Source organism: Nocardioides sp. NPDC006303, assembly GCF_040613175.1.
Lineage (GTDB): Bacteria > Actinomycetota > Actinomycetes > Propionibacteriales > Nocardioidaceae > Nocardioides.
This window is the reverse complement of record NZ_JBEXRR010000055.1, coordinates 1-14068: the sequence shown is the minus strand read 5'-3', so window position 1 is coordinate 14068 and position 14068 is coordinate 1. Positions and strand designations below refer to the sequence as shown.

General features: G+C 69.8%; 12 protein-coding genes and 1 riboswitch. Of the genes, 5 read left to right on the top strand and 7 right to left on the bottom strand.

The features are described from left to right. The first annotated feature begins 40 nt into the window (after window positions 1-40). Complete coding sequence (locus ABZY89_RS27025) at window positions 41-637, top strand: NAD(P)H-dependent oxidoreductase (protein ID WP_355232233.1); 597 nt, start codon at window positions 41-43, stop codon at window positions 635-637. 71 nt (window positions 638-708) lie between these two features. On the opposite strand, the gene ABZY89_RS27020 is transcribed toward ABZY89_RS27025, so the two are convergent. From ABZY89_RS27020 to ABZY89_RS26995, 6 genes are all read right to left on the bottom strand, one after another. Further along, window positions 709-2055 (bottom strand): dicarboxylate/amino acid:cation symporter, encoded by a 1347-nt coding sequence (locus ABZY89_RS27020; protein WP_355232231.1) that lies wholly within the window; start codon window positions 2053-2055, stop codon window positions 709-711. A gap of 191 nt (window positions 2056-2246) precedes the next feature. Continuing rightward, window positions 2247-3749: a hypothetical protein gene (locus ABZY89_RS27015; protein WP_355232229.1), complete on the bottom strand. Its 1503-nt coding sequence runs from the start codon at window positions 3747-3749 to the stop codon at window positions 2247-2249. A 1-nt stretch (window position 3750) separates the two neighbouring features. After that, window positions 3751-4254: a SigE family RNA polymerase sigma factor gene (locus ABZY89_RS27010; RefSeq protein ID WP_355232227.1), complete on the bottom strand. Its 504-nt coding sequence runs from the start codon at window positions 4252-4254 to the stop codon at window positions 3751-3753. Between the two features lie 97 nt (window positions 4255-4351). Then, on the bottom strand, window positions 4352-5878 hold the full coding sequence (locus ABZY89_RS27005) for a hypothetical protein (protein ID WP_355232225.1): 1527 nt from the start codon (window positions 5876-5878) through the stop codon (window positions 4352-4354). Window position 5879: 1 nt separating this feature from the next. Further along, window positions 5880-6383, bottom strand: coding sequence for a SigE family RNA polymerase sigma factor (locus tag ABZY89_RS27000; RefSeq protein ID WP_355232223.1), 504 nt, complete (start codon window positions 6381-6383; stop codon window positions 5880-5882). Between the two features lie 104 nt (window positions 6384-6487). Next, window positions 6488-8320: a hypothetical protein gene (locus ABZY89_RS26995; protein ID WP_355232221.1), complete on the bottom strand. Its 1833-nt coding sequence runs from the start codon at window positions 8318-8320 to the stop codon at window positions 6488-6490. Between the two features lie 156 nt (window positions 8321-8476). Between ABZY89_RS26995 and ABZY89_RS26990 the strand changes: the two genes are divergently transcribed. Then, window positions 8477-9739: a DUF6350 family protein gene (locus ABZY89_RS26990; protein ID WP_355232219.1), complete on the top strand. Its 1263-nt coding sequence runs from the start codon at window positions 8477-8479 to the stop codon at window positions 9737-9739. 9 nt (window positions 9740-9748) lie between these two features. Here the strand turns inward: ABZY89_RS26990 and ABZY89_RS26985 are convergent, their stop codons facing one another. Further along, entirely contained in the window at window positions 9749-11191 is a 1443-nt protein-coding gene (locus ABZY89_RS26985) for a BTAD domain-containing putative transcriptional regulator (protein ID WP_355232217.1), read from the bottom strand. Between the two features lie 35 nt (window positions 11192-11226). On the opposite strand from ABZY89_RS26985, the gene ABZY89_RS26980 reads away from it, so the two are divergent. The 3 genes from ABZY89_RS26980 to purH all read left to right on the top strand — a co-directional run bounded on the left by ABZY89_RS26980 (window position 11227) and on the right by purH (window position 13988). Beyond that, complete coding sequence (locus tag ABZY89_RS26980) at window positions 11227-11565, top strand: hypothetical protein (protein WP_355232215.1); 339 nt, start codon at window positions 11227-11229, stop codon at window positions 11563-11565. Window positions 11566-11678: 113 nt separating this feature from the next. After that, entirely contained in the window at window positions 11679-12290 is a 612-nt protein-coding gene (gene purN / locus ABZY89_RS26975) for a phosphoribosylglycinamide formyltransferase (protein ID WP_355232213.1), read from the top strand. Window positions 12291-12300: 10 nt separating this feature from the next. Further along, a riboswitch (ZMP/ZTP riboswitch) is annotated at window positions 12301-12378 on the top strand. Between the two features lie 32 nt (window positions 12379-12410). After that, a complete protein-coding gene (gene purH, locus ABZY89_RS26970; RefSeq protein WP_355232211.1) occupies window positions 12411-13988 on the top strand; it encodes a bifunctional phosphoribosylaminoimidazolecarboxamide formyltransferase/IMP cyclohydrolase in 1578 nt (525 codons plus the stop codon). Window positions 13989-14068: the final 80 nt, after the last annotated feature.

Here is a 14068-nt window from a genome sequence, read left to right as displayed (position 1 = left end):
GGTCTCCCGCCGCTCGCCGATCCGCGTGAACCTGGACGGCATGACCCAACCACTACGTATCGCAGTCATCACCGCCAGCGTCCGGGAAGGCCGCGGCGGCCCGATCTTCGGCTCCTGGATGGCCGAGCAGGCCGAGGCGTACGGCGGCCTCCAGGTCGAGCTGATCGACCTTGCGGACCACGACATTCCGTTGTCCCTACCCGCCGAGTCACCCAAGATGGCCGGCGCGGACTACCCGCGGCCTGATGGCCAGACCGACCTCACCGACGCGCTCGAAGCCGCCGAGGGCTTCATCATCGTCACCCCTGAGTACAACCACAGCTACCCGGCCTCGCTGAAGTCGGCGCTGGACTGGCACTTCACCCAATGGCAGGCCAAGCCGGTCGCGCTGGTCTCCTACGGCGGCGACAGCGGCGGCCGGCATGCCACCCTGCATCTGGAGAACGTGCTCACCGAGCTGCACGCCCACCCGCTCCAGGCCCGTCTCTCCTTCCCCCGCTACTGGGAGCGGCTCGACGAGGACGGCCGCCCCAGCGACCCCGACTCGGCCGTCTACGCCAAGGGGATGCTTGCCCAGCTGGCGTGGTGGGCCGAGGCCCTTCGGGCTGCGCGAGCCGCTTCGTCCTACCCGGAGTGAGTCAGAGCGCCCCGTCAGCCAGCTGGCTGCCGGGGCGCTCGAGCGCGTACGACCGGGGCTGTCCGGAGACGTCAGGCGGCGACGGTCTCCTTGACGGGCTCGTCGTCCGCCAGGAGCCCGGCCGCGGAGGCGGAGCGGTAGCGGTCGATGTCGAGGATGCCCTCGCGCTTGGCCACGATGGTCGGCACGAGCGCCTGTCCGGCGACGTTGACGGCGGTACGTCCCATGTCGAGGATCGGGTCGATCGCGAGCAGCAGGCCGACGCCGGCCAGCGGCAGGCCGAGGGTCGAGAGCGTGAGGGTCAGCATCACGACGGCGCCGGTGAGGCCCGCGGTGGCGGCCGAGCCGACGACCGAGACGAAGGCGATCAGCAGGTAGTCGGTGATGCCGAGGTCGATCCCGAAGATCTGGGCGACGAAGATCGCCGAGATCGCCGGGTAGATCGACGCGCAGCCGTCCATCTTCGTGGTCGAGCCCAGCGGGACGGCGAACGAGGCGTACTCCTGGGGGACGCCGAGGTTCTTGACCGTCACCTGCTCGGTCACCGGCATGGTGCCCACCGAGGAGCGCGAGACGAAGGCGAGCTGGATCGCCGGCCAGGCGCCGCGGAAGTACGCCAGCGGGTTGAGGCCGTTGACCCGCAGCAGCACCGGGTAGACCACGAACAGGACCAGTGCCAGGCCGACGTAGACGGCGACCGCGAACCAGGCCAGGGAGCTCAGCGAGTCCCAGCCGTAGGACGCGACCGCGTTGCCGATCAGGCCGAGGGTGCCGATCGGCGCCAGCCGGATGATCCACCACAGCACCTTCTGCACGATGGCGAGGAAAGAGCGGTTGAAGGCGAGGAACGGCTCGGCCTTCTCCCCGGTCTTGAGCGCCGCGATGCCGATCGCGAGGGCAACCACGAGCACCTGGAGGACGTTGAAGCTCAGCGCGGTCTCCGCGAGCGGGCTCCCGCCGACCTGTTCGACGCTGGTCGATGCCTGGAGGCCGAGGAAGTTGCCGGGGATCAGGCCCTGGAGGAAGTCGAGCCACGAGGCGGATGCGCCGGCCTCGGCCGCGTCCGCGGTGCTGACCGCGGTGTTGCTGCCGGGCCGGAAGAGCAGCCCGAGGCCGATGCCGATGGCGACCGAGATCGCCGCGGTGATGGCGAACCACAGCAGCGTCTGGCCCGCGAGCCGAGCCGCGTTGCTGACCGTACGCAGGTTGGCGATCGAGGCGATGATGGCGGTGAAGATCAGCGGTACGACGACGGCCTTGAGCAGCGAGACGAACGAGTCGCCGATCGTGGCGAGGGTCGTCGTCAGCCAGTTGGCCTCGTCGCCCGCCCCGGGGCCGATCGCTCGCGCGACCGCGCCGAGGGCGACGCCGAGGACGAGGCCGAGAATGATCTGGACCGAGAAGGACGGAAGCGGCAACCGCCGCCTGGCGGGTGCAGTGGGGCGGTGGACACGAGAGGGCTTCTCCAAGGTTGATGCGGGTCGGGGCTCTGATGGGCCCAAACGCCATGACCAGTACGTGTCTTCCTCGGATGAGCGCGTTGTGACAGGAGTCTCCACGCGCTAAGTCATAAAAGACGATCAACCATATCGTGTTTGAGTGGTTTCCGTCAGCGCAGGTCGCTGATCCCGGCTGTGACCGCCGCCTTCTCGATCGCGAGGATCCGGCCGGGCCACGAGTCGGGCTGGTCGGGCTGGTAGCACGGGTCGTCCTTGTCGCCGGTGCTCGGCGGGCAGGGGCCGGCGAGCTCGGCGTAGCCGACCAGGACGAGCCGGGTCTCGTACTCCGCGACCAGCTCGGTCTCGAACCAGATGTTGTCGTTGCCGTCCTCCCCGGGGTACGTCGCCTGCGACCGTGCCGCGCGCTTCGGTCCGGCATCGAGCTCGGAGCTGACGTCCATGGGCAGCGCGGTGACGTCCGGGTCGACCCCGAGCTTGTTGGCCGGGCAGACCTCCATCCACTCCATGACCTCGTTGTACGCAGCGCCGGCGGCGTTCTCGTCGGCGAACTCCAGCACCGCCACGTGGACCTGGCCGACCATGGCGCTGTCGGTGTCCCAGCGGTAGTCGGACGCGATCTTCGCCGTGGCGCCGAGCGAGGAGAGCCACTCCTTCTGGCAGGCCAGCGTCGGCACGTCCGGGGTGGGCGTGTACTGGTTCCAGCCCAGCGGACTCTCGAAGCGGTCGAGCGCGGGGAGGGTGCTGCCGTCGATCAGGTTGACGGCGCTGAGACCGTCCGCCGCGGGCGATCCTGTCTCGGTCGGGTCCTCGGCCGGTCCAGCCGGGGGCGTGGCACCAACCATCCGGTAGGCGGCGTTGACGGCGGAGGTCTGCAGGGTGGTCGGTGACACGTAGTCCTGCACGCCACGCTTCCGGGTCATGACCAGCACCCGGTCCTCCGCGGAGACGACGGCCGTCGCGGTCTCCCAGACCGCATTCATCTCGGGGTCGTCGGGCTGGTACGTCACCACGTCGATGTCCCCGCCCGAGATGACGTCGCCCTCGACCGGGAGCGAGCCGGCCACCTCTGCTCCGTCCACGCCGGGGCACGAGGTCGCGGCGTCGGAGAGGTCGGTGCGTACCTTCTCGGCCTCGTCGGCCGAGCCGAACTCGGCGACGACCGCGTTCAGCGTGCCGGCCGCGTCTGCCATCTCCTTCCCGGGCTCCGCGACGAAGTCGCGGCGGTACGTCGCCAGCGCGCCGGAGTCGCCCAGCGAATCGGTGAGGCAGTCGTTGTAGGTGTCGGTGCCCTCGCCGTCGTAGGTCTGCTCCTGGACCCATGCCGGGTAGGGGTCGTCGGCGACGAGATCGTCCTCGGTCGGCAGGTTGGTCCGGCTGAGATCGGACGCCGAGGCGGAGGCGGATGCGCTGGGCGCGGCCGCGCTGTCGCTCGGTGCCGGTGCGGGGTCGATGCCCTTGTCGCCGAGTCCGGTGGAGAGGAAGATGATCGGCCCGGCGACGACGGCGGCCAGGGCCGCCGTGCCTGCGGTCACGACGGCACGACGGCGGCGCCGGATCTGGTCACCTCGGCTCCGTGCCTCGGCTGCGGAGCTCATCGGTGCCCCAGGGGCGTCGGCGCGGAACTGGTCCAGACGCGAGATCGGGTCACTCATCTCAGGCCTCCTTCCAGATGGCGCCGGGATTGTCCTCGGCGAGCAGCTCCGCGAGAGCGGCTCGTCCTCGAGCCAGGCGGGCTTTGATGGTGCCGGTGGGCGCACCGACCTCGGCGGCCACCTGATGGACCGGCAGATCGGCGATGTGGTGCAGGACGATGGCCTGGCGCTGCGCCTCGGGGAGCTGCCTCAGCGCCGCGACGAGAGCCACGTGGGACTCGTCGACCGCCGGCATCTCCGTGCGGGCGCCGACGGCTCTGTCGGCGGCCCGCCCGGCGTACTTCTTCCGGCGCCAACGGCCCACCGCGAGACGGTAGGCGGTGGTGCGGACCCAGGCTTCGGGGTAGTCGACCGAGGACATCTTCCGCCGGTGCGCCCAGGCACGGGCGAACGCCTCCTGGACGCACTCCGCAGCCTCGTCGAAGTCGCCGATCATGGCGTACAGCTGAGCACACAAGCGGCGGTACGACGCGTTGTACAGCGCGTCGAACTCGTCCTCGTCCATCGTTCGCCTCCCCGGCTGGCTTTCCATGACTCTTGCCCGAGCGCCAGTGTCAGCGGTGGCATGTGTGAGCGTAAAGGTCAATTGCACTGGGTCCTCATCAGGGCAGGTCCTGGAAGGCGCGGTCCACCGTGGCCTCGACCGTCTGGGCGACCCGGTTGTCCCATTCGGTGTAGTCCGAGGCCTCCTCCGGCGGGCAGGCTCTGGTCGGCGGGCAGGGTCCGCCGGCCTCGGCGTGGGTGACCAGCACCAGCCGGGTCCCGAGCTGAGCGACGGTCTGGTGGTCGTACCAGGTGGCATCGCAGCCCTCGCCACCGCAGTCGGCGGCATACTCGGCGAGCATCTGCGCGGCTCGGTCGATCTCGGGCGTGGTGCCGATCTGGATGGCCTCGACCGGCCTGGCGGTGAAGAGCTTCGCGTCGTCCAACGACGCCGGACAGGCGTCGAGCCAGCCGTGGACCGTGTCGAAGGCGGCGTCGGCGTTCTCCTTCTCGGCGAACTCCAGCACCGTCACGTTGACCTTGCCGATCTGGCTGCCGCCGTTCTCGAGGCGGAACTCCCGGCTGACCGACTCGGTGGCCTTCAGCGACGAGAGCCAGGCGCCCTGGCAGTGGAGCGTCGGGGTCGGCTGCGGCGCGACCTGCTGCCACACCGCGGACGACTCACCCTCCATCGGCAGCCCGGGCAGCGACCCGGCCACGACGAGATGTGCGTCGCTGAGGATCGCCGCAGGCGCGGACGCGGATGAGGACGAGCTCGAGGACGCTGAGCTCGACGCCGTCGCGGGTGGCGGCGAAGAACCGACCAGCCGGTAGGCGGCGTTTACGACGGAGGTCTGCAGGGTCGTCGGCGAGACGTAGTCCTGTGCGCCGCGCCGCCGCGTCAACACCACCAGCCGGTCCTCGACGGCGACGACAGCGGTCGCGACCTCCCAGCCCGCGTTCGTGTTCGGATCCTCCGACAGGTACGTCACCACGTTGATGTCGCCACCGGTGACGACGCCGCCCTCGACCGGGAGCGAGCCGGCGACCTCCGTGCCGTCGACGGCAGTGCAGGAGCTCGCGGCGTCGGAGAGCTTCGCGCGCGCTTTCTCGGCCTCGTCGGGCGAACCGAACTCGGCGACGACCGCTTTCAGCGTCCCGGCCGAGTCTGCGTACTCCTGTCCGGCCTCGGGGACGAAGTCGCGGCGGAAGATCGCCAGCGCGCCCGAGTCGGCCAACGTCGGCAGGCACTCGTTGTGGTCGCCCCGGCCCTCGCCGTCGTAGGTCTGCTCCAGGACCCACTGCGGATAGGGATCTTCGGCGACCAGGTCGTCCTCCGTCGGGAGGTTGGCGCGGGTGAGGTCCGAGGCGGCGGCCGAGGCTGACGGGCTGGGTGCCACCGTGCTCGGCGTCTGGCTCGGCGCCGGTGCGGGCTGCGGTTCGATGGCCTTGTCGCCGAACCCGGCGGAGAGGAAGATGATCGGTCCGACCACGACCGCGGCCAGGGCCACGGCTCCGGCGGCGACGAGGGTGTGCTGGCGGCGGCGGATCTGGTCACCCCGTTGGCGTACCTCGGCTGCGGACTTCATCGGTGCTCCAGGGGTGTCGGCGCGGAACTGGTCCAGACGCGAGATCGGGTCACTCATCTCAGGCCTCCTTCCAGACGGCGCCGGGTTGTTCGTCGGCGAGCAGCTCGGCCAGAGTGGCTCGTCCTCGAGCCAGGCGGGCTTTGATGGTGCCGGTGGGGGCGCCGACCTCTGCGGCCACCTGGTGGACGGGCAGGTCGGCGATGTGGTGCAGGACGATGGCTTGGCGCTGGACCTCGGGGAGCTTCTTGAGAGCGGCGACGAGGGCGACATGGGTCTCGTCGACGGCGGGCATCTCCGTGCGTACGCCGACGGCTCTGTCGGTGACGCGGCCGGCGTACTTCTTCCGGCGCCAGCGTCCCACCGCGAGGCGGTAGGCGGTGGTGCGGACCCAGGCTTCGGGGTAGTCGACCGAGGACATCTTGCGCCGGTGCGCCCAGGCTCGGGCGAAGGCCTCCTGGACGCATTCGGCGGCCTCGTCCGAGTCGCCGATCATGGCGTACACCTGAGCGCACACGCGACGAAAGGACGCGTTGTAGAACGCGTCGAACTCGTCCTCGTCCATCGCTTGCCTCCCCAGACTGGCCGGACCCTGATCTGGCCCTGCGCCAGCCTCAGAGGGTCAGATGCATGGGAGGCAGGTCCGGTTGCATCCGGGAGGAAACTGGCTCAGAGATAGTCGAGCCGGTAGGCGGCGCGCTTGGCGAGGGTGACGAAGTCCGAGTTGCTCATGTCGGCGTCGCCGTCGGGGATGAAGCTCATCTGGGCGACGTTGGCCCCGCGCCGGATCGCCGCCATCCGGTAGTAGACCGAGGAGTTCTCGAGCTCGACCCGGATGTCCCACACCGTGATCGCGCCGTCCTTGATGGACTCGGTCGCGAGCTGGGTGACGTGGCTGCCGAGCTGCTTGTCGCTGCACTTGTCCAGCCGGCCCTTGATCGCGACGTTGAACGCCTGCGCCTCCTTGGCGGAGCCGAACTTGCCGACGGTCTCGGTGAGCCCGAAGGTCGCGTTGAGCTTCTTCTTCGTCTCGGGAATCACGAAGGTGCGCGTCTGTGCGCCGCTCATGCCCTTGGCGGTGAACTCGGTGTTGTCGCAGCGGGTCTGGGCGGGGTTCGTCTTGGCCGGCTTCGCCTCGGTGCCCTCCCACGGGTCACCGATCGTGCTGACCGGGGGCAGGTCGGTCTCGTTGATCAGCCCGGGCGCCTTGCCGGTGGCGATCGGGACCACCGTCGTCCGTGGTCGCTTGGTCTCCACGCACGCACCCGCGCCCGGCATCGAGCAGAGGTTGTGGACGGCGGTGCCGAGCATGGTGGAGGTCTTGGCCGCGGTCGTGCTGGACTTGCCCTCGGTCTTCACTGTGACCGCGGCGGTGTGCCTGCCGGTGCGCGCGACGCCGTAGGTGACCGCTCGGTTGTTCTCCCAGTCGCGGTAGGTGAAGAGGGTCGCCTGGTCGCCGATGCCGTCGACCGACTCGGTGAAGATCAGCTGGTAGCGAGGCTCGGCGCACGCTGCGTACCACCCCTGCATCTTCTTGTACGCCGCAGCCGCCGCCTTCGCGTCGACCGAGGACTCGATCGTGGTGCCGGCGGTGGTCGCCTTCGCCTTGGCGATGAAGGTGCGCGCCAGGCTCGCCACCGGCCGCTTGTCGGCCGAGGTGTCGGTCTGGCAGGGGATGGTGAGGCCGGTGCCCTCGAGGTTGTCGGAGGAGATGTCGACGGCCCAGGAGCCGCCGTAGATCTTCGCGACCTCCTCCTCGGTCATCAGGTCCTTGGCGGTCAGCTTCTTGCCGGGGATCTGGCTCGGCTCGACCTCGAACTCCTCGGCCGCCGACTGCATCGAGAGGGTGTTGAGCCGCGGCTCTGTCTCGGCGTCCTGGGTGACGAAGACGCCGGTGCCGACCAGGGCGGCGATGGCCGCGGCTGCGCCGATGGCCGTGTGTACCCGGCGGCGTACGGCGCCGGCGGTGGTGATCGTCGAGGTCTTCGGCCAGGGCTGCTCGGTGAGCACGTCGACGAGCGGGTCGAAGATGGACTGCAGCTGCTCCGGAGCGATCCCGAGCTCGGCGCAGATGGCGGCGTTGGCGCCCTGCAGGTCGGTCTCGGTGCGGCTGATCGGGGTGCCGACCTCGCGGGCCAGCTGGGCCAGGTCGACGCTGGTGAGGTGGCCGAGCAGGAAGACCTTGCGGTCGTGGAGCGGCAGGCCGCGCAGCGCGGAGAGGGTGTGGCGGGCCTCCGGCGCGATCGTCTGGTCGCGGTGGAGCAGCGGCACCGAGTGGTTGCGGATCGCCTTGGACCACGCGATCGGGCGGACCCAGTCCTCGCGCTCGAAGTCGTCCATCGGCTTCACCTTGCGCCAGTGGTGCCAGGTGATGACCAGCGCGCCGCGCACCGCGGCCTTGGCGGCCTCCAGATCCCCGGTCAGCGACCAGGTTTGGAGAAGGAGGCGTCCACGGACGTCCTGATAGAACGCCTCGAAGGTCTCGTGGTCTGCCGTGGTCATGCCCATGTCAGCGGTCAACTGTAGGTGATTCGGTCGAATGAACGGCAATAGCCGCAGATGCACAGGCGGGTATCAACCGCTGTGACCAACCCGGTGACCGCACCAGGCGGCGCGTCGCCGAGATCGAGACCACGCGGGTTGCGAGGATGAGACGCGATGTCCTCGCTGCTGCCTCCACGCACCCCTGACCGCGGGCGAGTCGCGGATGATCTCCACGATCTCCGCCACCGCCGCCCGCTGGTCGCGGTCGCCCTGCTGGGCGGCATCGGCACGGCCGGCGCCACGCTGGTCGTGTGCCTGGCGATCGGCATCCTCGGCTGGTTCCTCAGCGACATGGGCGCCCACGGCGAGCCGTCGGACGCCCTGCGTGTCGCCGCGCTGGGGTGGCTGCTCGGCCACGGTTCGGGCGTCCTCGTCTCCGGGGTCGCGATCACCGTCGTCCCGCTCGGCCTGACCCTGGTCCTCGCCTGGGCGATGTGGCAGGTCGCGGTCCGGGTCGGTGACTCGGTCTCGCTGCACGGCCCGGACGTCAACGCCCTCGCCGACGGCGAGCGTGACCTGACCGTCCCGGTCGTCGCCGGCCTCTTCACGCTCGGCTACACCGGCACCGCGCTGACCACCGCCATCATCGCCGGCACTCCATCCACCGCGCCGAGCATCCTCGGCGTCTTCGCCTGGTCGGTCGGACTCTGCGTGGTCGTGGCCCTGCCCGCGATCGCGGTCGGCTCCGGTCGCGCGGCGCTGTGGATCACACTGCTGCCACGCGCCGCCGTGGACGTACTGGTGATGGTCAGGTCGATCCTGCTCTGGTGGTTCGCGGTCAGCACGCTGGTGTTCTTCGCGGCCCTCTTCGCCGACTTCACCACCTCGATCAACGTCGTCTCCCAGCTCCACCTCGACCTCGGCGGGATCATCCTCTACTCCCTGCTCGCCGTCCTGGTGCTGCCCAACGCCGTGCTCTTCTCGAGTGCGTACGCCCTCGGGCCGGGGTTCACCGTCGGCGTCGGCACCACGGTGACCCCGACGGCGGTGACCCTTGGGCCGCTGCCGATGTTCCCGATGCTCGCCGCGCTGCCCGACAACGGTGCCCCGCCCGCCTGGGTCGCCGCGGTGATGGCGCTCGGCCCGCTGACCGCCTTCTGGGCCGTCTGCCGAGTTAGCCGGGTCCGGCCGACCCTGCGCTGGTCCGAGGGCGCGCTCCGCGGAGTCAGCGCAGGCGTCGTCGCCGGCCTCCTCGTCGCCATCGCCTCCGGCATCGCCGGCGGCGCGGTCGGTCCCGGCCGGATGCTCGACGTCGGGCCGTACGCCGGGCAGGTGCTCGTCAACGCCATCGCCTTCTTCGGTCTCGCCGGCCTCCTCGCCGGTCTCGCGATGACCTGGTGGCACCGGCGTTCCCTTCCTGCCGATTCGGTAGCCTAGGGCCGCCTCTCACCCGCCCGGGCAGACGGACCGGTAGGGCTGGGCGGGCAGGAACTCGTCCCACTCCTTCTTGGTCAGGTCCCGGCCCGCCATCTGGCACGCGAAGTCCATGGCCCGGTCGACGTCGGTGTCCCACTGGTAGACCTTGCCGTCGTACGACGCGATCGCGACGTCGTGGCTGTCGCCGATGAACTGCGCGGCGGCCGGGACCGGGTCACCCAGGTGGGGTGGATAAACCGTGCCGAGCAGATCCAGTGTCGTTGCGTCCCACAGGCTGACCCCGCCGTCGTCGGCCCCGGAGACCAGGAGCTCTCCGTCGTCGGAGTAGTCGAGCCAGAGCACCTTGGCACCGAGGCTGGTGGATCGCCGTTCGTCTCCGGTCGAGACGTCGATGGTGGTGAGGTCTCCGGTGTCTCCGGCTACCGCGACTGTCGAGCCGTCAGGCGAGGAGACCGAGGCGGTCGGACGCATGGCCAGGTCTCCCTCGGACAGGACTTCGCCGGTGCTGACGTCGATCACCCGCCAGTGCAGCGAGGTGACGTCGGCGGACTCCTCCTGGACCATCGCCGTGCTTCCATCCCCGATCGGGACGAGCTTGTGGGTGGCGATGTCGAAAGGCTCCCCCCGGGGTCGAAGGGTCTCGGCGTCGACAACGATGGTCTGTCCGAGGGTGGTGCCCATGAGCAGGTCGCGGTCTCCGTTGACGTACGCGAGCGCCAGGACGTCGTCGTCGAGGAGATCCCGGTCCCGGATGAGCTTGCCCGTGCGGGCCAGCAGAACCCAGCGGTACTCACGCAGCGAAGCGGCGCGGACCAGGACCTGTGCCTCGGAGAGGACCTCGCGATAACGACCCGCCCGCCGCAGCGCGTCGATCCGGAGCTCCTCGGCCTCAAGACGCAGTTCGGACAGCCGCGTGCCGGCCGCAACGGCCGGCTCCCAGCTCTCCAGATCGACGAAGGCTGCGCCGCGCCACAGGGCCAGCGCGTCGGTCAGCAGGTACGCCGCGCGGTCGGCCTCGCCGAGGGTGAGCAGCTCGCGGACCCGGCCGACCTGGTCCTCGAACCGCAGCGAGTCCACGTCCTCGGTGGGTAGGCGCAACGTATAGCCGTGAGGTGACGTTTGGATTGCCCCTCGTCCCAGCACCTTGCGGAGCCGGACCACGCAACCCTGCACGATTTTACTGGCCGACGCCGGAGGCAACTCGCTCCAGAGCGCGTCGAAGAGCTGGTCGGCGCTCACCGGATGTCCGGGGTTGGTCGCCAGCGATGCAAGAACCACCCGATCCCGCCGACCTAGGTCTCCCGAGCCGTCCACCGTCAGTGGGCCGAGCACGCGAATACCCACTCTCTCAGAGTCGCACCGGGCACTGGCGCCGTCAACGCGGTCGATACCGGCGCGATACCGAGTCCCGACCGCTGCGATACCCGCTGATGTCACAACGGAGATCCACATCGGGGCGACCAGCCCCACCATCCACAAGGAGCATCATGAACACCATCAACACCCGCCGCACGGCGACCACCCTCGCCGCTGCGGCAGCGGTCGCCGGCGCACTGACCATCATGTCCGCAGTTGCGCCCACGACCGCCAGCGCGCACCGTCCCGACCCCGCCCCGCGCTGCGCCGTAAGCGACGACGCCGCCGTGGGATCCAGCTTGGCGTCGATGGACATCGACGAGATCGTCACGATGTTGAAGGTGCGGAGGGCGATGTACCTGGCCGACCACCCGAGCCAGGACAGCGACTGCTACCCAGGTAGCGCTGGCTGTGGTGAGCCAGACTCCTCAGGCGGCGGATCCTCGTCTGGAGGTGGCGATGGACATTGACGAGATCGTCACGGTGTTGAAGGTGCGGAGGGCGACCTATCTGGTCGACCACCCGCTCCTCCGCTGAGCGGTGCACTTGGGACTTGACCCCAGGATGCGCCAGAGTTCGCAGCATGTCGCTGCGTCTCGTCGTCCTCGTGTCCGGCTCGGGCACCAACCTCCAGGCCCTGCTGGACGCCTGTGCTTCCCCGGAATACGGGGCCGAGGTCGTCGCGGTCGGGGCCGACCGCGACGGGATCCAGGGGCTGACCCGGGCGAGCGACGCCGCGATCCCGACCTTCGTGCACAAGGTCAAGGACTTCGAGTCCCGCGAGGAGTGGGATGCCGCCCTGGCCGAGTCGGTGGCTGCGTACGAGCCGGATCTGGTTGTCTCCGCCGGTTTCATGAAGCTGGTGGGGGCGTCCTTCTTGGACCGGTTCGGCGGGAAGACACTGAACACGCATCCGGCACTGCTACCGAGCTTTCCTGGGATGCACGGAGCGCGGGACGCGCTGGACTACGGCGTGAAGGTCACCGGGGCGACGCTGTTCATCGTCGACGCCGGGGTCGACACCGGGATGATCATGGCCCAGGTGACGGTGCCGGTGGAGGACCACGACACCGAGGAGACGCTCCACGAGCGGATCAAGGTCGTCGAGCGATCGATGCTGGTCGAGACGGTCGGACGGATCGCCCGCGAGGGCTACACCGTCGACGGCCGCCGAGTTCGATTCGGGTCCGCCTGAGCGGTTACAGTGACGAGCACACGACTGGCGCAGGTGGGGGACCACCGGGGAGTGTGAAGAGACGGCATCGACCGCCTGGGTGCCCCTCATCGAATTCATCGACCGATGGGGAGTTTGGCTGTGCAGGACCAGATCACGATCAAGCGGGCGCTCGTGTCCGTCTACGACAAGACCGGTCTCGAGGACCTGGTCCGCGGGCTTCATGACGCCGGCGTCGAGCTCGTCTCGACCGGTGGATCGGCGGCGCTGATCGAGAAGCAGGGCCTGCCGGTGACCAAGGTGGAGGACCTGACCGGCTTCCCCGAGTGCCTCGACGGCCGCGTGAAGACGCTGCACCCGCGCGTCCACGCCGGCATCCTCGCCGACCGTCGCCTCGAGTCCCACGTCGAGCAGCTCAAGGAGCTGGAGGTGGAGCCGTTCGACCTGGTCGTCTCCAACCTCTACCCGTTCGTGCAGACCGTCGCCTCCGGCGCCGGGCCGGACGAGGTCGTCGAGCAGATCGACATCGGCGGCCCCTCGATGGTCCGCGCCGCCGCCAAGAACCACCCCTCCGTCGCGATCGTGACCTCGCCGGAGCAGTACGCCGACACCCTCGCTGCCGTCGCTGCCGGTGGGTTCACCTACGACCAGCGCAAGGCCCTCGCCGCGGCTGCGTTCGTCCACACCGCGACGTACGACGTGGCCGTCGCCTCCTGGATGGGCTCCGTGCTCACCGACACGTCCGACGGCACCGGCTTCCCGGCGTGGGTCGGCGGGACGTACGAGAAGGCGAACGTTCTGCGCTACGGCGAGAACCCGCACCAGAAGGCCGCGCTCTACCTCAACGGGTTCGGACCCGCCGGGCTCGCCCGTGCCGAGCAGCTGCACGGCAAGGAGATGTCCTACAACAACTACACCGACACCGACGCCGCGCGGCGGGCCGCCAACGACTTCGCCGAGCCGGCGGTCGCGATCATCAAGCACGCCAACCCGTGCGGCCTGGCCGTCGGCGCCGACATCGCCGAGGCGCACCGCCGGGCGCACGCCTGCGACCCGGTCTCCGCCTTCGGTGGCGTGATCGCCTCGAACCGGCCGGTCTCGGTCGAGATGGCCAGGCAGGTCGCCGAGGTGTTCACCGAGGTCATCGTGGCTCCGGGCTACGAGGACGGCGCCGTCGAGATCCTGCAGGGCAAGAAGAACATCCGGATCCTGGTCGCCGCCGCCGACGAGCAGGCTGCGGTCGAGACCCGCCCGATCTCCGGTGGCCTGCTGATGCAGCAGGTCGACCACGTCGACGCCGAGGGCGACGACCCGGCTTCGTGGACGTTGGCCACAGGTGAGGCCGCCGACGAGGCCACCCTCGCCGACCTGGCCTTCGCCTGGAAGGCCTGCCGCTCGGCCAAGTCCAACGCGATCCTGCTGGCCTCCGACGGTGCCTCGGTCGGCATCGGCATGGGCCAGGTCAACCGCGTCGACTCCTGCCGCCTGGCCGTGGAGCGGGCAAACACCCTCGCCGAGGGCTCCGAGCGCGCCCGCGGCGCCGTCGCCGCCTCCGACGCCTTCTTCCCCTTCGAGGACGGCCCGCAGATCCTGATCGACGCCGGTGTCAAGGCGATCGTCCAGCCCGGCGGCTCGATCCGCGACGAGCTCACCATCAAGGCCTGCGAGGCTGCGGGCGTGACGATGTACTTCACCGGCACGCGCCACTTCGCGCACTGATCCCAATCCCCGCCGAGTCGGCTCGTCATGACGAGCCGGATCGGGACGACCCTGGTGACCGCGGCCGCGACCTGGGCGGT